Annotated in this window: 15 protein-coding genes and 1 pseudogene; 6 read left to right on the top strand and 10 right to left on the bottom strand. The window is 74.6% G+C overall.

What is annotated here, in order from left to right; all coding sequences use genetic code 11:
- Positions 1–12: 12 nt before the first annotated feature.
- The 3 genes and pseudogenes from ACFPCY_RS01900 to ACFPCY_RS01890 all read right to left on the bottom strand — a co-directional run.
- The gene (locus ACFPCY_RS01900) at positions 13–699 is read right to left on the bottom strand and encodes an ABC transporter permease (RefSeq protein WP_378251786.1); all 687 of its coding nucleotides are present in this window, start codon (positions 697–699) and stop codon (positions 13–15) included.
- Entirely contained in the window at positions 696–1,445 is a 750-nt protein-coding gene (locus tag ACFPCY_RS01895; RefSeq protein ID WP_378251785.1) for an ABC transporter permease, read from the bottom strand. The genes ACFPCY_RS01900 and ACFPCY_RS01895 overlap by 4 nt, the downstream gene beginning before the upstream one ends.
- 107 nt (positions 1,446–1,552) lie before the next feature.
- Positions 1,553–2,296: pseudogene (locus tag ACFPCY_RS01890) on the bottom strand (ABC transporter ATP-binding protein); the annotation flags it as partial.
- Between the two features lie 180 nt (positions 2,297–2,476).
- On the opposite strand from ACFPCY_RS01890, the gene ACFPCY_RS01885 reads away from it, so the two are divergent.
- The gene (locus tag ACFPCY_RS01885) at positions 2,477–3,997 is read left to right on the top strand and encodes an aromatic amino acid lyase (protein WP_378251784.1); all 1,521 of its coding nucleotides are present in this window, start codon (positions 2,477–2,479) and stop codon (positions 3,995–3,997) included.
- A 74-nt stretch (positions 3,998–4,071) separates the two neighbouring features.
- On the opposite strand, the gene ACFPCY_RS01880 is transcribed toward ACFPCY_RS01885, so the two are convergent.
- On the bottom strand, positions 4,072–5,070 hold the full coding sequence (locus ACFPCY_RS01880; protein ID WP_378251783.1) for a LacI family DNA-binding transcriptional regulator: 999 nt from the start codon (positions 5,068–5,070) through the stop codon (positions 4,072–4,074).
- Positions 5,071–5,159: 89 nt separating this feature from the next.
- Between ACFPCY_RS01880 and ACFPCY_RS01875 the strand changes: the two genes are divergently transcribed.
- Both ACFPCY_RS01875 and ACFPCY_RS01870 read left to right on the top strand, forming a co-directional pair.
- Positions 5,160–6,086 carry an amidohydrolase family protein gene (locus ACFPCY_RS01875; protein WP_378251782.1) on the top strand — a complete coding sequence of 309 codons (927 nt, stop codon included), beginning with the start codon at positions 5,160–5,162 and terminating at the stop codon, positions 6,084–6,086.
- Positions 6,076–6,636: a cysteine dioxygenase gene (locus ACFPCY_RS01870; protein ID WP_378251781.1), complete on the top strand. Its 561-nt coding sequence runs from the start codon at positions 6,076–6,078 to the stop codon at positions 6,634–6,636. The genes ACFPCY_RS01875 and ACFPCY_RS01870 overlap by 11 nt, the downstream gene beginning before the upstream one ends.
- A gap of 49 nt (positions 6,637–6,685) precedes the next feature.
- Here the strand turns inward: ACFPCY_RS01870 and ACFPCY_RS01865 are convergent, their stop codons facing one another.
- On the bottom strand, positions 6,686–7,684 hold the full coding sequence (locus ACFPCY_RS01865; protein ID WP_378251780.1) for a rhomboid family intramembrane serine protease: 999 nt from the start codon (positions 7,682–7,684) through the stop codon (positions 6,686–6,688).
- 114 nt (positions 7,685–7,798) lie between these two features.
- Between ACFPCY_RS01865 and ACFPCY_RS01860 the strand changes: the two genes are divergently transcribed.
- Positions 7,799–8,545: an SGNH/GDSL hydrolase family protein gene (locus ACFPCY_RS01860; protein ID WP_378251779.1), complete on the top strand. Its 747-nt coding sequence runs from the start codon at positions 7,799–7,801 to the stop codon at positions 8,543–8,545.
- Here the strand turns inward: ACFPCY_RS01860 and ACFPCY_RS01855 are convergent.
- Positions 8,436–11,594, bottom strand: coding sequence for a BTAD domain-containing putative transcriptional regulator (locus ACFPCY_RS01855; RefSeq protein WP_378251778.1), 3,159 nt, complete (start codon positions 11,592–11,594; stop codon positions 8,436–8,438). The two genes, ACFPCY_RS01860 and ACFPCY_RS01855, sit on opposite strands and share 110 nt — an antisense overlap.
- Before the next feature lie 110 nt (positions 11,595–11,704).
- Here ACFPCY_RS01855 and ACFPCY_RS01850 point away from each other — a divergent pair, with 110 nt between their 5' ends.
- Together ACFPCY_RS01850 and ACFPCY_RS01845 are read left to right on the top strand one after the other, a co-directional pair.
- Positions 11,705–12,907 (top strand): MFS transporter, encoded by a 1,203-nt coding sequence (locus ACFPCY_RS01850; RefSeq protein ID WP_378251777.1) that lies wholly within the window; start codon positions 11,705–11,707, stop codon positions 12,905–12,907.
- A 55-nt stretch (positions 12,908–12,962) separates the two neighbouring features.
- Entirely contained in the window at positions 12,963–14,054 is a 1,092-nt protein-coding gene (locus ACFPCY_RS01845) for an alkene reductase (protein ID WP_378251776.1), read from the top strand.
- Between the two features lie 204 nt (positions 14,055–14,258).
- Here ACFPCY_RS01845 and egtD read toward each other — a convergent pair whose 3' ends face one another.
- The 4 genes from egtD to egtA all read right to left on the bottom strand — a co-directional run bounded on the left by egtD (position 14,259) and on the right by egtA (position 18,532).
- A complete protein-coding gene (egtD, locus tag ACFPCY_RS01840; RefSeq protein WP_378251775.1) occupies positions 14,259–15,209 on the bottom strand; it encodes an L-histidine N(alpha)-methyltransferase in 951 nt (316 codons plus the stop codon).
- Between the two features lie 61 nt (positions 15,210–15,270).
- Positions 15,271–16,005 carry an ergothioneine biosynthesis protein EgtC gene (gene egtC / locus ACFPCY_RS01835; protein ID WP_378251774.1) on the bottom strand — a complete coding sequence of 245 codons (735 nt, stop codon included), beginning with the start codon at positions 16,003–16,005 and terminating at the stop codon, positions 15,271–15,273.
- A complete protein-coding gene (egtB, locus tag ACFPCY_RS01830) occupies positions 16,005–17,318 on the bottom strand; it encodes an ergothioneine biosynthesis protein EgtB (RefSeq protein ID WP_378251773.1) in 1,314 nt (437 codons plus the stop codon). The genes egtC and egtB overlap by 1 nt, the downstream gene beginning before the upstream one ends.
- Positions 17,312–18,532, bottom strand: coding sequence for an ergothioneine biosynthesis glutamate--cysteine ligase EgtA (gene egtA / locus ACFPCY_RS01825; protein WP_378251772.1), 1,221 nt, complete (start codon positions 18,530–18,532; stop codon positions 17,312–17,314). The genes egtB and egtA overlap by 7 nt, the downstream gene beginning before the upstream one ends.
- Between the last annotated feature and the right edge of the window lie 155 nt (positions 18,533–18,687).

The raw sequence follows: 18,687 nt of genomic DNA, 5'->3' as shown, positions 1-18,687 counted from the left end.
CAGTGGTGAGCGTCAGGAGGAGCGCCGCAGGCCGGGCGAGACCGCGACCCGGCGCAGCAGGCCGAACGCGAACTGGATGAGGAAGGCGAGCAGGATGACCAGGATCGCGCCGCCCGCGGTGCTGGAGTACTCCTGCCGCTTCAGGCCGTCCACGATGAAGCGGCCGAGGCCGCCGAGGCCGACGTAGGCCGCGATGGTCGCGGTGGAGACGATCTGGATCGCGGCGGTGCGCAGCCCGAGCAGGACCAGCGGCAGCGCCATCGGGGCCTCGACCCGCCAGAGCACCTGGCGGCCGGTCATGCCCATGCCCTCCGCCGCGTCCCGCAGCTCGGGCTCGACCTGCTGGACGCCGGTGTAGGCGTTCACCAGGACGGGCGGGATCGCGAGGACGATCAGCGGGACCAGCGTCGGCACCAGGCTGGACGAGGTGATCAGTACGGCCAGGATCAGGAGGCCGAGCGTCGGCAGCGCCCGCGCGCCGTTGGCGGACGCGATGACCGAGAAGCCGAAGAACGAGGCGGCCCGGCCGCGCCGGACGTGCCCGAGCAGCAGCCCGAGCGGCAGCGCGATCACGACGGTGATCGCGAAGGCGAGGCCGGAGTACCACAGGTGCTCGGCGAGCCGGTGCGGGATGCCGTCGGTGCCGTGCCACTGCTGGTCGTGGAAGAACCAGCGGATCGCGTCGAGGATGGCGTTCACAGGGCGGCCTCTTCCGGTTCGGCCAGTTCGGCGCGGGCGGCCCGGCGCGCCGTCCGCCCGCCCCGGCCCGCGCGGGCCCAGGGGGTGAGCAGCCGCTGGAGGGCGAGCAGCAGGACGTCCGCGATGATCGCCAGCACGATGATCAGCGCGATGCCGACCACGATGGGGGTGGTGAAGTCGCGGTTGAAGCCGTCGGTGAACAGCTCGCCGAGGCCGCCGACGCCGATCAGCGCGCCGACCGAGACGAGGCTGATGTTGGAGACGGTCGCGACCCGCAGGCCCGCCATCACCACCGGGACGGCGATCGGCAGCTCGACCTGCACGAGCCGGCGCAGCGTGCCGAAGCCCATCGCGGTGGCCGCCTGCCGGACGTGCTCGGGCACCGAGTCCATGCCGTCCACGACGGCGGGGACGAGCACCGACAGGGTGTACAGGGTGAGCGGGATGATCACCGTGGTGCGGGTCAGGCCGGTGAAGGCGACCAGCACGACGAACAGCGCGATCGCCGGGATGGCGTAGAGCACGCTGGTGAGGCCGACGACCGGCGCGTACAGCCAGCGGTGCCGGGCGCACAGCAGGCCGATCGGCAGCGACACCAGCAGGCCGAGCACCACCGGGACGATCGAGAGGATCAGGTGGTCGTTGAGGTGCCGGACGATGATGTCGGAGTTGCGGCCGATCCAGTCCCAGCGGACGAGGGGTTCCCCGCTGTCGCCGACCGCGAGCGGGAGGGGCTGCGCGTTCACCGCTCGCCCGCCGCCGCTGCCTCGCCGCCGTGCGGCCCGGCCGGGCCCCCCGAGGCGATCGGTCTCGCCGCGTTCTCGGCGGCGGCCTCCGCGTCGAGCTTCTGGACGAACCGGAGCCGCCGGATGCCGCGCTCGCCGCCGAGGAAGTCGCGGACGAAGTCGTTGGCGGGGTGCTCGAGCAGCTCCTCCGGGGTGGCGTACTGGGCGAGCACCCCGCCGACCTGGAAGACCGCGATGCGGTGGCCGAGCTTCACGGCCTCGTCGATGTCGTGGGTGACGAAGACGATCGTCTTCTCGACCTCGGTCTGGAGGCGGAGGAACTCGTCCTGGAGCTGGGCGCGGACGATCGGGTCGACCGCGCTGAACGGCTCGTCCATCAGCATGATCGGGGGGTCGGCGGCGAGCGCGCGGGCGACGCCGACGCGCTGCTGCTGCCCGCCGGACAGCTGGGCGGGGTAGCGCTTGGCGACGGCCGGGTCGAGCCCGACGCGCTCCATCAGTTCCAGCGCGCGCCTGCGGGCCTGCTTCTTGTCCTGGTGGAGCAGGTAGGGCACGGTGGCGATGTTGTCGATGATCGTTCGGTGCGGGAAGAGGCCGGCCTGCTGGATGACGTAGCCGATGCCACGGCGCAGCGTGGGCGGGTCGACCTCGCGGATGTCCCGGCCGTCGACGGTGATCGTCCCGGAGCTCGGGTCGATCATCCGGTTCACCATGCGCAGGGTGGTGGTCTTGCCGCAGCCGGACGGACCGACCAGGACGGTGATCCGTCCGGCCGGGATCTCCAGGTCGAGGTCGTGCACGGCGACCGTGCCGTCCGGGTAGCGCTTCGTCACGCCCGTGAAGGTGATCAAACGAGTCACGTCCTCTTGGGGCGCCGCCGGGACGCCGTTCCGCTCGCTGACTGTTGGGTGATCGGTACCGGCATCCACCCAACCTTAGACAACCGACAATCTCCGGCACGGGTACCGCCGGGTCAACCCGATGACTGTCGATGTTATCGACCTGAAAACACGAGAAAGGGGCGCAGCGCCGTGTCGCACAGCCGGATCGAGCTTGACGGGACGTCCCTCACCTGCGATCTGGTCGCCCGCGCGGCCCGCGGGGACGTGATGATCGCCATATCCGACACGGGCCGCGAGCGGGCCCGGGCGGCCTGGGAGACGGTCCGGCGGGTGGCCGAGCGCCGTCCGGTCTACGGCCGGACGACCGGCGTCGGGGCGAACCGGGCGGTCGAGGTCGAGTGGGAGGACGCCGACGCGCACGGGCTGCGGCTGATGCGCAGCCACGCGGCGGGCGCCGGTCCGCTGGCGAGGCCCGAGGTGGTGCGGGCGATGCTGGTGGTGCGGGCGAACCAGATCGCGGCGGGCGGCTCGGGCGTGGATCCGGGCGTCCTGGCGGCGCTGGCGGACGCGCTGAACCTCGGCGTGCTGCCGCCCGTCCCGGTGTACGGGGCGATCGGCACCGGGGACCTGACGGCGATGGCCTCGACCGCGCTGTGCCTGATCGGCGAGCGGTCGTGGCTGGCGGGCGGCCTGGACGGCGGCGGCGAGGCGGACGCGGACGCCGGTCTCGCCCGCGGCCCGCACTTCCCGCTGAGCTCGGCGGACGCGCTCGGCTTCATGAGCTCGAACGCGGCCACGCTGGGCGAGGCGGCGCTCGCGGTGACCGACCTGCGGGAGGCGCTGGACGCCTCGGTGGTGATCGCGGCGCTGTCGATGCTGGCGGTGCGCGGGTCCCGGGAGGCGTACGCGCCCGCCGTGCACGTGGCGCAGCCCGTCCAGGCGGAGGTGGCGGCGGCGGTGCGGAGCCTGCTCGCCTACGAGCTCGACACCCCGGCGCGCATCCAGGACCCGTACGGCTACCGGGCGTTTCCGCAGGTCCACGCGCCCGCGCTGGAGGCGGCGCGGCACGCGGAGCGGACCGTCACGCGGGTGATCAACAGCGCCGCGGAGAACCCCCTGGTGGACGTGCCGGACGCGGAGGTCTGGCACAACGGCAACTTCCACACCGCCGGGACGGGCCTCGCGCTCGACGCGGCGCGGCTCGCGCTGTTCCAGGCGGGCGCGCTGTCGGCGGCGCGGCTGGGGACGCTGACCGAGCCGTCGTTCACGGGGCTGCGGGCGTTCCAGGCGAACGCGGAGGCGGCGTCCGGGATCATGATCCTGGAGTACGTGGCGCACTCGGCGCTGGCGGACGTCCGGCGGCAGGCGGCGCCGGCGGCGCTCGGCAGCGCGGTGCTGTCGCGCGGGGTGGAGGAGCACGCGGGGTTCGCGACGCAGTCGGCGCGGGCGACCGGCGAGGCGGTCGCGGCGTACCGGATCGCGCTGGCGTGCGAGCTGGTCGCGGCCGTGCGGGCGCTGCGGATGCAGGGGCGCGCGCCGTCCGGGGGCGCCCTGCGGGCCGCCTTCGACCAGGCCGCCTCGGTGCTGCCGGACGGCGTGGAGGACCGTCCGCTGGACGTCGACATCGCGATCGCCGCCGACCTGCTCCCCCGGCTGGCCCGCCTGCTCCCGAGCCCGGACGAGGCCGTCCACCTGCGCCGCGCCGAGTGAGCGCCCGGATGAGCCGCGGCGAGCCGGTGATCGGGCTCAGGCAGGGTGATCGCGGTCAGAGGCCGTGAGCGGGGTCAGGCGGCGGTGGACGGCCGGACGATCAGCTCCGGCTCGCGGACGACGCGGCGCTTGCGCGGCTTGCCGTCGATGACGTCCACCACCAGCCGGACGGCGGCGTGGACGATGCCGTCGATGTCCCAGTCGACCGTGGTGAGGGGCGGGGTGAGCAGCGCGGACATCGGGTGGCTGTCGTAGCCGCAGACGGCCAGGTCGCCGGGGACCGACAGGCCCAGCTCGCGGGTGGCGGCGTAGACGGCGTAGGCGATCGTGTCGGAGAAGCAGAACAGGGCCGAGGGCCGGTCGGGGCCGGCGAGGACGCGCAGCGCGACCTCGGTGATCTCGGCCGGCGTGGGCGGCGCGACGACGACCTGGACGGCGAGCCCGAGCCGCTCGGCCTCGGCGTTGACGTGCACGTCGGCGGGCCGGTCGGGGGTGCTGGCGCGGGTCGGGGTGAACACCGCGACGCGGTGGTGGCCGAGGTCGCGCAGGTGCTCCAGGGCGAGCGTGACGCCGCGCCGGTTGTCGAAGACGACCTCGCCCTGGGCCTTGCCGCCGCGCAGGGCGTCCCCGATGGAGACGACGGGGAGGGTCTCGGCGAGCTCGGACCAGAGCGGGGCGGCCGGGTCGAGCGGCTGGACGATCAGCCCGTCCACCCGCTGGTCGCGCAGGCGCCGGGCGAGGGCCAGCTCGCGTTCGGGGTCGCCGCCGGCGTCCACGATCAGGGCGTAGCGGTCGCGGGCGAGCAGCGCGCGGCCGATCCCGACGGCGAGGGACTGCTGCCAGTAGTCCTCCAGGGAGCCGCAGAGCAGGCCGACCATGTCGGTGCGCCCGCTGGCCAGGGCGCGGGCGATCGGGTGCGCCTCGTAGCCGAGCTCCTCGGCGGCGGCGCGGACCCGCTCCTGGGTCTCCTCGGACGTCTGGATTCCGCGCAGCGCGTAGGAGACCGCGGCGGGTGAGAGGCCGGTCGCCTGCGCGACCTCCCGGATGGTCGCGCGCTTCCGCCTGTCGCTCACGCCCCCCAACCCTAGACGGTCGGTACGACGATTCCCGGCGGGCCATTGACGCGGGGGCCACTGAACCGGTTCACTGAAACGGTTAACTGATGCGGTTCAGTAAGGAGCGGCGCGTGTCGGGGGTGGACGTCCATCAGCACCTCTGGAGCGCGCCCCTGCGCGCCGCGCTGCGCGCCCGGACGGCCGCGCCCCGCCTCGACGGCTGGACGCTCCACCTCGACGGCGAGCCTCCTTACGAGGTGGAACCGGACGACCACGACGAGGCGCGCCGGGCCGCGCTGGCCCGCGCGGACGGTCTCGAACTCGCGCTGGTGTCACTCTCGTCACCGCTCGGTGTCGAACTCCTGCCTCCGGACGAGGCGCGTCCGCTTCTGGACGCGTACCACGACGGCGCGTCGGCGCTGCCGGAGCCGTTCCGCGCCTGGGCCGCCGCCTGCGTGACCGAGATCGACCCGGACGCCCTCGTCAAGGAGCTCGATCGCGGTTTCGTCGGTCTCCAGCTTCCCGCGAACGCGCTGCTCGACGCCACCGGATACGAGCGATGCGCGCCGCTGCTGGCCGTCCTGGAGGAGCGCGGCCTCCCGCTGTTCGTCCATCCCGGCCCGGCCGCCGCGGCCGAGGGACCGGCGTGGTGGGCGGCCGTCGTGCCCTACGTCGGGCAGATGCACGCGGCCTGGTACGCGTTCCGCGCCTTCGGGCGTCCCGCGTTCCCGCGCCTGCGTGTCTGTTTCGCCCTCATGGCCGGTCTTGCGCCCCTGCACGGCGAGCGCCTCGCGGCGCGCGGAGGCGGACGCGGCGAGATCGACCGGAACGCGTTCGTGGAGACGTCCTCCTACGGGCCGCGCGCGGCCGACGCCATCGTCCGCGCCCTCGGCGTGGACGTCGTGGTGCACGGCAGCGACCGTCCGTACGCGGAGCCCCGAGAACTCGGCCTCGGCGAGGCCGCCCGCCGCGCCTTCCGCGTGGCCAACCCGTACCGACTACTCGAAGGAGAGGAGCGAACCCATGTCTTCTGAAGCCGTTCTCATCGAGGGCGACTCCTGTACGCCGGACCTGACCGGAGCGTCCGAGCGGCCCCCGATCCCGGACCTGCCGGCCCGTGCGCTGGACAAGCACGAGCTGCGCGGGCTGGTGGACGGCCTGGCCGAGCGGCCCGAGCTGTGGCGGCCGCATGTCGCCTTCTCCGACGAGGAACGGCACTACGCGTCCCTCTACCGGGACGAGTACGTGGACGTGTGGCTCCTCTGCTGGACGCCCGAGAACGACACGGGCTGGCACGACCACGACGTCTCGTCCGGGGCCGTCCGCGTGGTGGCGGGCGAGCTGGAGGAGTGCAACCCGCGCATCGGCGGCGAGCACGTGCGCGTCCGCGTGGGCGAGGGCACGTCGTTCGCGTTCGGTCCGGAGCACATCCACCGCCTGGTGGGCGCGGCCGAGGCGAGCGTGTCGATCCACGCCTACTCGCCCCCGCTGTGGCGGCTGGGCCAGTACTCGATCACCGATGACGGCGTCATGCGCCGGATCTCCGTCAGCTACGCCGACGAGCTCCGTCCCATCGACGACTGACCCGCCACCTGAAGGGGGCGCGGAGGGTCGAGCGGCCCTCCGCGCCCGTTCAGGTCAGCGTGGACGTCTTGACCACCACGAGCGCCACGAGCAGGGCGAACAGGGCCGTCGCCGCGGCGGCCTGCACCAGGAGGCGGCGGGCCTGCGGCGCGTAGGCGAAGGCGAGCGCGATCGCGCCGCCCGCGAGGAAGCCGCCCAGGTGTCCCTGCCAGGACGTCAGCCCGGCCGAGATCACCAGCCAGACGATCATGTAGAGGGTCTGCTGGTTGACCGCGCGCATGTCGTGGCCGAGGCGGCGGCTGAACACCCAGTAGGCCGCGCCCAGCCCGAAGATCGCGCCGGACGCGCCGAGCGCGCCGGTCGTCGGCGCGACGAGGAACACCAGCACCGAGCCGCCCAGCGCCGACAGCAGGTAGAGGGCGGCGTAGCGGGCCCACCCGAGCATCTCCTCGGTCCGCCTGCCGAGGCTCCACACCCACCACATGTTCAGGGCGATGTGCAGGACGCCGAAGCCGCTGCCGGGCGGCTGGTGCAGGAAGGCCGAGGTGATCAGCCGGTACCACTCGCCGTGCGCGATGCCGACCTGCGCGAACCCCGGCGGGACGCCGCCGCCGTCGTCCACGAAGTAGTGGCCGCCCGGGCCGCGCAGCCCGGTGCCGAGCGCGTCGAGCCGGTCGACGATGCCGGGGGCGGCGAGTTCCAGCAGGTAGCCGAGCACGCACAGGCCGATGATCGTGTAGCTGACCCAGGGCGTGGCTCCGACGCGTCCGCCGAACACCGACCGGGCCTGGCGCGTGCTGCGGTGGCCCTCGCGGACGCACTCGACGCACTGCTGGCCGACCGCCGCGTCCCGCAGGCAGTCGGGGCAGGCGTAGCGGTCGCACCGGACGCAGCGGACCCGGCTCTCGCGCCTCGGGTGCCGGAAGCACGTGGGGTCCTCGGACGGAGCGCCGGCGTCGGTCGCAGGCTGGGTGCCGGGCGGAGGCTGGGTGCCGGGCGGAGGCTCGGCGGCGGGTGCGGGCTGAGCCGGGGGCTCGGCGGTGCTCATCGGGGCTCCGTTCGAGGCTCGGGAGCGCCGATCATAGCGGCGGCAAACGACACTCGTGGCAGGTCTGGATCGCTAGGATGCGCGGGATCCATACCGAACAATGGTGGTTTGTAAATGGCTGCTGGCCGCCTCCGCCGCGATGCGGCGTCCCTGCTGGTCTGTGCTCCGCTCCTGCTGGCGGGATGCGCCTCGGAGGCGCACGAGGCGAAGACGGCGAAACCGCCCAGGACCGCGGACCGGGTCGCCGCCGCGGCGCCCGTCGTGATGTTCCTCGGCGACTCCTACACGGTCGGCGAGCGCGGCGTGCAGCCGGAGACGACCTACGCCGCCGCGACGGCCCGGCTGCTGGGCTGGCAGGTCGTCCTCGGCGGACGCGGCGGGACGGGCTTCGTCGCGCCCGGCAGCAGGCACAGCCCGTTCGACCGGCTCTTCGAGGAGCAGCTCGGCTGGCGGCCGGCGCCCGCGCTGCTGGTGGTTTCCGGCGGGCACAACGACGCGAAGTACCCGGCGCAGCAGGTCTCGGACGCGGCGCGCACCCTGCTGCAGAAGGCCCGGGCGCGCTGGCCGCGGACCCGGATCGTCCTGGTGGGACCGCTGTGGGGCAGCGACCATCCGACCGGGGGCGCCGTCGCGGTGCGGGACGGCCTGCGCGGGGTGGCGGCGGGGCTGCGCATCCCGTTCATCGACCCGCTCGCCGAGAAGTGGATCACCGGGGACCGGGACCGCGGCACCGGCAACGCGCCGCGGTACATCAAGCCGGACGACGTTCACCCGACCCCGGACGGCCACCGCTACCTGGCGACCCGGCTGGCCGGCGACCTGCGGAGGATCGGCCTGGCGCATCCGGGGAGCACCAGCTGACGGCCTCGTCCGGGGTGAGGCGCGCGCCTTCGGCGAAGGCTCCGGCGAACGCCTCGTCCCCCAGCGCGGACGCGGCGGACGCGGTGATCCGGTCGACGTCGCCGCGTTCGGCGGGCGGCAGCGGGGCTCCGACGCCGCGCCGGGCCGCGTCGGCGGCCCCGAGCAGCAGCGCGGCCCGCCACGCGTCCCCGGCCAGCGCGCACGCGCCCGCCACGCCCTCCAGGGACAGGGCCAGCGCGCGCGGATCGGCCAGTTCGACGGCGATCGCGAGCCCCTCGCGGTGATGCGCGGCGGCGGTCTCGGGATCGCCGCGCAGCTCCGCGATGAAGCCGAGTTCGGCGGCCATCAGGTGCTCGCCGAGCAGCGACGACTCGTAGCCCTCCCGGACGTCCAGCAGGTGCCGCTCGGCGGCGTCGAGGTCGCCGGAGCGGCGCGCGCCGAGCGCGAGGCCCATCAGCGCGCCCACCTCGCTGTACCGGTACCCCTGCTCGACGGCCAGCCGCAGCGCCCGTTCATGCAGGTCACGGGCCCGGTCCCAGGCGCGGGCGAGCAGCGCGAGGCGGCCGAGGCCGGACAGCCGCTCGGACTCCTCGGCGCGCAGCCCGAGGTCCCGCGCGATCCGCAGGCCCTCGGTCTGGAGCCGCTCGGCCTCGGCGTACTCGCCCCGGACCTCGGCCAGCATCGCCAGCGGCGGGACGGTCTGGAGCTCGCCCCAGCGGTCGCCGAGGTCGCGGAACAGCCCGGCGGCGCGGGACCCGGACTCGGCGATCGCGTCGAGGTCTCCGTCGGTCATCGCGTGCATCGCCCGCAACGCGAGCGCGGCGGCGATCCCCCATCGGTCGTCCGCGGCGGCGAACAGCTCCTGCGCCCGCGCGTTGGCCTCACGGCTCTCGGCGGCCCGTCCCGCATGGAACAACCCGTACGCGTACAACCAGACGGCCCGCCCGGACGACCCGGCAGGGTCGTCCACGGGGGCGGTGGCCGTGTGGTCGCCGGTCAGGAGGGCGAAGGCGGCGTGCAGGAGGCCGCCGGGGGCGTGTTCGGCCAGGACGCCGCGGGCCTCGTGGAACCGGCCGCGCAGAAGCCACCACCAGGTGAGCGCCGCCGCCAGGCGGGCCGCTTCGGGCCGGGACGCCTCGTCCAGGGCGGCGCGGAGGTTGGCGGCGTCGGCGTCGAGGCGGGTGAGCCAGGAGCGCTGGTCCGCGCCGCGCAGGCCGGGTTCGGCGGTCTCGGCCAGCTCCAGGTAGTGGCGGAGGTGCCGGTCGCGGGTCCCGGCGCGTTCCTCGGCCTCGTCCAGCCGTTCCAGCGCGTACGCGGCGACGGACTCCAGCAGCCGGTAGCGCGGCCCGTCCGGGCCCTCGGCCATGACGACGAGGGAACGGTCCACGAGGCGGCCGACCAGGCCGAGGACCTCCTCCGGGTGGACGCCGCCGCCCGCGCACACGGCCTCGGCCGCCACCGGGTCGCAGCCGTCGCGGTGCACCGCGAGGCGGCGCAGCACGATCCGCTCGGACGGCGTGAGCAGCTCCCAGCTCCAGTCGATCATGGCGCGGAGGGTGCGCTGCCGGGCGGGCGCCCCGCGCCGCTCGGACGCCACCACGCGGAACCGGTCGCCGAGCCGCGCCGCCAGCTCGCGCGCGCCGAGCGCCCGGACGCGGGTCGCGGCGAGCTCCAGCGCGAGCGGGATGCCGTCCAGGCGGCGGCAGATCTCGGCGACGGCGTCCCGGTCCCGGTCGAGCGAGAAGCCGGGCGCGGACGCGGCGGCCCGCTCGGCGAACAGCCGGACGGCGTCGTCCTCTCCGAGGGGTTCGACCTGGTAGACGGTCTCCCCGGGCACCGCGAGCGGCTCCCGGCTGGTGGCGAGGACGCGCGGGCCGGGCGCGACGGCCAGCAGGTGGGCGACGAGGTCGGCGACCGCCTCGACCACGTGCTCGCAGTTGTCCAGGACGAGCAGCACCCGCCGGTCGCGCAGCGCCGCGGCGAGCCGGTCCAGCGGTTCGCCCGTGCCGTCCCAGGCACTGGCCGTGCCCGGGAGCTCGTCGCGGATGCCGAGGACGGCCGCGATGTGCTGGGCGATCTCGGAGGCGCCGCCCTCCTGCGCGGTCAGTTCGATCAGCCAGGTTCCGTCCGGCCGGGCCGCGTCGCGCGCGGATTCGAGCGCGAGACGCGTCTTGCCGACGCCGCCGGGGCCGACCAGCGTGACCAGGCGCGCCCTGTCCAGCAGGCGGACGACGTCGGCCACGCACTCGTCCCGTCCGACGAGGCCGGTCAGCGGGACGGGCAGGTTCGTCGCGGCGGGCCGCTCCCGGACGGGCGCGAGCGACGCGTCCTGCCGGAGGATCGCCTCGTGCAGCGCGGCCAGCTCGGGGCTCGGATCGACGCCCAGCTCGTCCGCCAGGAGTTCGCGCAGGTCCGCGAGGGACGCCAGCGCCTCGCTCTGCCTTCCGGACAGGTAGAGCGCCTTCGCGTGGACGGCCCGCAACCGCTCCCGCAGCGGGTTGCGCGCCACGAGATCGGCGAGTTCCCCGGCCAGCAGCAGGTGCTCGCCCGCGGCGAGCCGCGCCTCGGCGTGCTCCTCTAGGACGGTCAGCCGCTGGTCGTCGAGGCGGTCGGCGGCCGTCCGCGTGAACTCCTCGTCCGCGAAGTCGGCGAACGCGGGGCCGCGCCATAGGGCGAGGGCCTCGGAAAGGACCGCGGCTCGTGCGCGCGCGTCGTCCATCGTGCGCGCGCGCTCAGCGAGGGACGTGAAGCGGTCGGCGTCCACGGAGTCGGTCCCGTCCACGACGAGGCGGTATCCGGCCGCCTCCCGGACGACCCGGTCCCGCCCGAGGACGCGCCGCAGCATCGACACCTTCGCCTGGAGCGCGTTCGCGGGGTTCCCCGGCGGACGGTCGCCCCACAGGTCGTCGATCAGCCGGTCGGCGGAGACCGCCGCGCCCGGCCGCACGAGGAGGTCGGCGAGCAGCGCCCGCACCTTCGCCTCCGGGATCGCGACGGGCGTCCCGCCGTCGTCCCACACCGCCACCGGACCAAGCACCCCGAACCGCACGTCGGCAGCCTATTCGGATCGACCGTCAGCCGCTCGTCAGCGGACCCGAAGCCCGGGCGGGCACTGTCGTCCCGTCCTGTCGAGGACGAGACGACCGAGAAGGAGGCGACATGGTCACCACGGAAACGGCGCAGCCGACGCGGGCCGCGGCCCGGGGACTGCCGATGTCCCCGCTGCTGGCCCTGGCGACGGCGGTGTTCATCACGAGCCTGACCGAGACGCTGCCCGCCGGGCTGCTGACGCAGATGAGCGGCGGCCTCGGCGTGGGCGAGTCGGCCACCGGGCAGACCGTCACGGTCTACGCGCTCGGGACGGCCCTGACCGCCGCCCCGCTCACCGCCGCGACGGCGGGCTGGCGGCGCCGGCGGCTGCTGCTGACGACGGTCGCCGGGTTCGCCGTCGCGAACGGCGTCACGGCGGTCTCCTCCGACTACGTCCTGACGATGGTCGCGCGGTTCGCGGCCGGGGTCGCGGCGGGCCTGGCCTGGGCGCTGCTCGCCGGATACGCGCGCCGCCTGGCCCCGGAGGGGCTGGAGGGCCGCGCGATCGCGATCGCGATGGCCGGGATCCCGGTCGCGCTCTCGCTGGGCGTTCCGGCGGGCACGTTCCTCGGTTCCGCGCTCGGCTGGCGGACGGCGTTCTGGACGATGACGGCTCTCACGATCGTCCTGATCGGGTGGATCACCGCGTCCGTCCCCGACTTCCCCGGACGGCGGCGATCGGCCGAGACCGAACGGCCGCGGGTGCTGCGGGTGCCGGGAGTCGCGCCCGTCCTGTTCGTGACGCTGGTGTACGTCCTCGCGCACACCGTCCTGTACGCCTACGTCGCCGCCTACCTGGACGCGCTCGGTATGGGCGGCTCGACCGACGCCGTCCTGCTGGTGTTCGGCGGGGCGTCCCTGCTGAGCATCGCGGTCGTCGGCGCGCGGATCCACCGGCACCTGCGGCTGCTGTCGATCGCGAGCGTCCTGCTGGTGGCCGTGGGCGCCGCCGCCCTCGCGCTGGTGTCCGGCTCGGCCGTCCTCGTCTACGCCGCGGCGGCGCTGTGGGGCCTCGGCTGGGGCGGCGCGCCGACGCTGCTCCAGACCGCCGCCGGCCAGGCCGGATCCCGCTCCGGGGACGAGGCCGCCGACGCCGCGCAGGCCCTCCTCGTCACCCTCTGGAACGTCGCCATGGCGGGCGGGGGCGTCGCGGGCGGCGTGCTCCTCGACCGGTTCGGGACGTCCGCCCTCCCTTGGACGGCCCTGCTCCTGCTCGCCCCCGTCATCGCGACGGTCGTCACCGCCCGCCGCCACGGCTTCCCCGCCCGCTGACCCGCTTGCCCGCCCCGACTTTGCCCTGCTGAGCGCCTCGAAAGGAACCGCCGCCATGCTGAACGAGACCCTGCTCTCCCCCGCCCGCCTCGGCCGCCTCGTCCTGCCGAACCGGCTGGTCATGGCCCCGATGACGCGGAACCGCGCGAACGCCGACGGCGTCCCCGGCGAGCTGATGGAGACCTACTACACCCAGCGCGCGACCGCCGGGCTGATCATCGCCGAGGCCGCGACGCCGAACGCCGTCGGGCAGACCTACCCGAACATCCCGGCGATCCACTGCCCGGCGCACGTGACCGGCTGGCGCGGCGTCACCGGCTCCGTGCGGGACGCGGGCGGGCGGATGTTCCTCCAGATCCAGCACGGCGGACGCGTCGGACACCCCGACAACAGCGGCCTGCACCCGGTCGCGCCCTCGCCCGTCCCGCTGCCGGACACGATCCACACGCCGTCCGGCCCGCGGCCCGCGGTCGTCCCGCGCGAGATGACCGAGGACGACATCCGCCGCACGGTCGAGGACTTCGCCGCCGCCGCGCGCAACGCGATCGACGCGGGCTTCGACGGCGTGGAGGTGCACTCGGCGAACGGCTACCTGCTGCACCAGTTCCTCGGCTCGAACACCAACCTGCGGACCGACGGCTACGGCGGCTCGATCGAGGGCCGCATCCGCTTCACCCTGGAGGTCACGCGGGCCGTCGTGGACGCGATCGGCGCCGACCGCGTCGGCGTCCGGATCGCTCCCGGAGTCACCGCGAACGACCTGCGCGAGGACGACATCGACGCGCTCTACCCGGTGCTCGTCCGGGAGCTGGCGAAGATCGGTCCCACGTACCTGCACGTCGTCTACGCCGACCCCGGCACCGAGCTGTTCCGGACGATCCGGGCGCTGTGGCCGAACACGCTGATCGCGAACCCGAAGCTGGACGGCCTCGGCACCGAGGAGGTCACGCGGAAGGCCGAGCGCGTCGCCGAGGCGGGCGCCGACCTGGTCGCGCTCGGCCGCCCCTTCCTGGCGAACCCGGACCTGGTCGAGCGGCTGCGCATCGGCGCCCCGCTCAACCAGATCCAGGACCGGTATCTCATGTACACCGGCGACGCGAAGGGCTACACCGACTACCCCACCCTCGCCGTCACCGCGGCTAGCTGAGCCACCGCCGAACCGCCCCGCGCCGACCGCGGCACAGGTCGGCCGGCCGCGCCGGCGGCGGCACCGGCCGGCCACGCCGGCGGCACGGGCCGGGCCAGCAGCGGGCCACGCCAGCAGCGGGCCACGCCAGCAGCGGCACGGGGCGGGCAGCGGCAGGCCGCGCCGGCGGCGGTGCGGGGCGGGGCGGGGCAGCGGCGGGGCGGGTCAGCGCGGGCGGGCGAGGTTGAGGGAGAAGTCTCCCGCCTCGTCCGTCCAGAACTCGGCCAGGCGCAGGCCGGCCGCGCCGAGTTCGGACTCCATGCGCTCGCGGCGGAACTTGGCGGAGATCTCGGTGCGCGTCTCCTCTCCCGCCGCGAACCCGACGGACAGGTCGAGCGCGCCGACGCGGACGGTCTGGTCGCGCAGCGAGCGCAGCCGCATCTCCACCCACTCGTCCTCCGCGTTCCAGAGGGCGACGTGCTCGAACGCGTCCGGGTCGAAGTCGGCGTCCAGCTCCCGGTTGATCACCCGGAGCACGTTCTTGTTGAACGCCGCGGTCACCCCGGACGCGTCGTCGTAGGCGCGGACGAGCCGCCCCTCGTCCTTGACCAGGTCGGCCCCGATCAGCAGCGCGTCGTCCGGGCCCATGGTGGCGCGCAGGCCGCCGAGGAAGTCGACGCGCTCGGCGGGCGGCATGTTCCCGATCGTGCCGCCGAGGAACACGATCAGGCGGCGGTCCCCGGTCGGCAGCAGGTGCAGGTGCTGCTCGTAGTCGGCGACGACCGGCCGGACGTCCAGCCCCGGATGGTCGGCGGCGATCGCGGCGGCGGCCTCGCCGAGGAAGTCGCCGGACACGTCCACCGGGACGTAGCCGTCCAGCGTCCCGGCGAGCGCGGTCAGCAGCAGCCGCGTCTTCTCGCCGGAGCCCGCGCCGAGTTCCAGCAGCGTCGTCGCGCCGGTCAGCTCGGCGATCTCGGCCGCGCGCGCCGCGATGATCTCCCGCTCGCGGCGGGTCGGGTAGTACTCGTCGAGCCGGGTGATGTCCTCGAACAGGGCGCTGCCCCGCTCGTCGTAGAACCACTTGGGCGGGAGCGTCTTCGGGCTCGCGGTGAGCCCGTCGCCCACGTCCCGGCGCAGGGATTTGGCGAGGTCGTCGGCGGTGAGGAAGTGTTCCACGGGATCTCCAGACCAGAAGGTCGCGTCAGAGGGGAGGCAGACGCCGGGAAGGCGGCATGTGTCAGAGGGGCTGGACGCGGGCGCCGGACGCCAGGTCGGCGGACACGAGGGAGGCGTCCGGGACCTCTTGCCAGGCGGGGTCGGCGTCCAGGGGTTCGGACGCGAGCCACAGCGCGTCCGGCTGGATGCGGAGGAACAGCGAGTCGCCGCGGGTGGTCGCGGCGAGCGAGGTGCCGTCGGACGCGAGCAGGTTGAAACGGCCGCCCGCGAGGCCGGTGACGGCCTCGACGGTCGCGGCCAGGCCGTCCGCGAGGGACGCGCCGTCCCGCCAGTGCCGGGCGGCGATCGCGAACAGCAGGGCCGAGTCGACCGGCGCGCGGGCGTCGGGGACCTCGGCGAGGTCCCCGGCCAGCTCGCGCAGCTTCGCCTCGATCCCGGCGAAGTCCTCGACCTTGCCGTTGTGGCTGAACAGGCGGGTTCCGGCGCGGAACGGCTGGGCGCACGACTCGTCCACGGGGAAGCCGGACGTCGCCGACCGGATCGCGACGACCGCGCACGGCGCGGACACCGCGCGGGCGACCTCGCGGAACGAGACGTCCGTCCAGACGGGCTGGGCGCGGCGGAAGCGGAACGCCTCCCCCGCCTGGTACCAGCCGACGCCGAAGCCGTCGGCGTTGAGCAGGTTCCCCCGCGTCATGCGCGGCGCGTACGACTGGTGCTCCATGCTGTGCTCGCCGTCGTACACGAGATCGTGCAGCGGACGGGCCGGGCCGAGGTATCCGAGGTGGCGGCACATCAGAGCGACCTCGCGCAGCGGAAGCCGCTGAAGATCTGGCGGCGGATCGGGTAGTCCCAGTTGCGGAACGAGCCGCGGACGGCGAGCGGGTGCGTCGCCCAGGAGCCCCCGCGCAGCACCTTGTACTCGGGTCCGAAGAAGACCTCTGAGTACTCCTTGTAGGGGAAGGACCGGAAACCGGGGTAACCGTAGAAGTCGGTGGACGTCCACTCCCACACGTCGCCGATGAGCTTGCGCACCCCGTAGGCGGACGCGCCGGATTCGTAGGTTCCCGACTCGGTCGGGTGCAGGAGGCGCTGGCCGAGGTTGGCGCGCCCCTCTTCCCAGGCGTCGCCCCACGGGTAGCGGCGCGAGCGCCCGGTGGCGGGGTCGTGCCTGGCCGCCTTCTCCCACTCGGCCTCGGTGGGCAGGCGCTTACCCGCCCAGCGGGCGTACGCGTCGGCCTCATACCAGCACACGTGCTGGACGGCCTCGTTCGGCGGCACGGGCTCGACGCGCCCGAAACGCCTCCTCACCCACGTTAGACCCTCTAGCGTCCAGAAGGCGGGCGCGCGTTTGCCGGAGGAGTTCCGCCATTCCCATCCGGCGGGCGTCCACCAGCGCGGGTCGTCGTAGCCGCCGTCCTCGATGAACCGCTGGTAGGCGGCGTTCGTGACGGGCTCTGTGTCGATGTAGTAGGCGGGAAGGTCCACGACGTGCCCCGGACGCTCGTTGTCGTAGGCCCACGGGTCGTCCGAGGTGCCCATGACGAACGGCCCGGCCGGAACCAGCACCTCGCCGGCCGGGACGGGCGACACGGGCAGTTCCGGCCCCGGACGGTCGAGCAGCGCGGGCTCGCCCTTCCGGAGCTGGTGCGTCGCCAGCATCGTCTCGTCGTGCTGGTGCTCGTGCTGGACGACCATCCCGTACACGAACCCGCCCGACGTGAGCGGATCGTCGGTGTCGAAGCGCACGCGCTCCAGGGAGTCGAGCACCTTCGCCCGGACCTCGGCGATGTACGCGCGCGCGTCGTCCGGCGACAGCAGCGGCAGCGTCGGACGCTCGGCGCGCGGATGCTCGAACGCGTCGTACAGGTCGTCGATCTCCGGGCGCATCGGCGTGATCCCGGCGGCGGCGCGCAGCAGCCACAGTTCCTCGTAGTTGCCGACGTGCGCCAGGTCCCAGACCAGCGGCGACATCAGCGGCGAGACCTGCGCGGTCAGCTCGGGCCGCGGGAGCGACCCCGTGGTGAGGCCGAGGCTGCGGTCGCGCGCGGACGTCAGTTCCGCCGCCACCAGTTCCTTCAGCGCGTCTTCGGTGGGTGCGGTCAGCATCGGGAGGTCTCCTCGGCGAGCGCGGGGCTCAGGCCCCGCTCGACATATCGGTCGGCGTAGTCGGCGACGACCTGGACGAGCGCGCCCGCGCCCATCCGCGGCAGCGCGGCGAGCGCGGCGTCGAAGCAGGTCCGCGCCGCGTCCGCGAGCACGGGATCGCCCAGTCCGCGCCGCGCCGCCACCTCCCACCAGCCCCCGTCGCCGTGGGGCCGGGTGGTGGTGAAGGGCAGGGCGGCGGCCTCCGCGGCGGCGGAGGCGCGCGGGTCGTCCAGCAGGGCGGTCGCGACGGCGACGGGGACGGCCCAGTACGGCTCGGGCAGCGCGTCGATCATGCGCAGCTCCAGCCAGCCGCGCGGGCGGACCGGCGGGAACAGCGTGGACAGGTGGTAGTCCAGGTCGGCGAGGGTGGGCTCGCCCTTGTCCAGCCACTCGCCGAAGGTCATGCCGGGGTCGCTGATCCAGCCGTCGTCCGGGCCGCGGACGAGCATGACGCGGGCGTCCAGGGCGTACCGGGTCCAGGCGTCGGCCGGGCTCTCGGCGGCGTCGCGCAGCACCGGGCCGGTGCGGCACGGGTCCAGCTCGGCCCAGATGGCCTGCCGGGTGGACGCCCAGCCGGTGCGCAGCCCCGCGCGGCGCGGCGAGTTGGCGAACGCGGCGACCAGCACCGGGCCGAGCGCGTGCACCAGCCGCCAGCGGCGGGCGGCGTCCGCCTCGTCCGCGCCGATGTCCAGGTTCACCTGGACGGACGCGGTGGAGCACATCATCTGCGGGCCGACCTCGGTGAAGCCGCGCGCGACGTAGTAGTCCCGCATGCAGGCGTACCGGGGGTGCTCGCTCTGGAATCCGGGCGGGCGGTGCGGGTCGACGCCGTGCCCGCTGAGGACCAGCCCGGCGGGTGCGAGGGCGGCGCGGACGTGGGCGATGTCCCCGGCCAGGGCGCGGTGCAGCGGCGCGAGGCCGGGGAAGGGAGCGGAGCTGAGCTCCAGCTGGCCGCCGGGCTCGTAGGTGACGGTGCTGCCGCCGGGCGGCGGCCCGGCCTTCTCGACGGCGGCGCGGACGAGGGCGCCCGGGACCGGGGCCCCGGGCTCGCGCGGATCGGTGACGAACCATTCGGTCTCCGCCCCGACGGTGCCGGGCGGACCGGTCTTGAAGCACGTGCCGACGACGTGCCGGCGGACGTCCCCGGGGTGCAGACGGCGAGAATTCTCGATCACAGGTTCGAATCCTTCCCTGCTGAAACGCATCAGGAATCATGTGATTCAGGTAACAATCCCCAAACGAGGGTTAAACCGGCAGGAACCGCCGCACCTCCGCCGACGCCCGCACCGCCGGGAACGGCCGCGTCCCCGGCCGGAACGGCCCCGTCTCC

Source organism: Actinomadura gamaensis (assembly GCF_042652125.1).
In the GTDB taxonomy this organism is placed as follows: Bacteria; Actinomycetota; Actinomycetes; order Streptosporangiales; family Streptosporangiaceae; genus Spirillospora; species Spirillospora gamaensis.
This window is presented reverse-complemented; position numbering and strand designations above follow the sequence as displayed.

Coding starts and splice junctions, on each gene's coding strand:
- ACFPCY_RS01875 (WP_378251782.1), top strand. CDS start 5,160: ATGCGGTTCAGTAAGGAGCGGCGCGTGTCGGGGGTGGACGTCCATCAG.
- ACFPCY_RS01870 (WP_378251781.1), top strand. CDS start 6,076: ATGTCTTCTGAAGCCGTTCTCATCGAGGGCGACTCCTGTACGCCGGAC.
- egtB (WP_378251773.1), bottom strand. CDS start 17,318: ATGCTGACCGCACCCACCGAAGACGCGCTGAAGGAACTGGTGGCGGCG.
- ACFPCY_RS01850 (WP_378251777.1), top strand. CDS start 11,705: ATGGTCACCACGGAAACGGCGCAGCCGACGCGGGCCGCGGCCCGGGGA.
- egtC (WP_378251774.1), bottom strand. CDS start 16,005: ATGTGCCGCCACCTCGGATACCTCGGCCCGGCCCGTCCGCTGCACGAT.
- ACFPCY_RS01865 (WP_378251780.1), bottom strand. CDS start 7,684: ATGAGCACCGCCGAGCCCCCGGCTCAGCCCGCACCCGCCGCCGAGCCT.
- ACFPCY_RS01845 (WP_378251776.1), top strand. CDS start 12,963: ATGCTGAACGAGACCCTGCTCTCCCCCGCCCGCCTCGGCCGCCTCGTC.
- ACFPCY_RS01860 (WP_378251779.1), top strand. CDS start 7,799: ATGGCTGCTGGCCGCCTCCGCCGCGATGCGGCGTCCCTGCTGGTCTGT.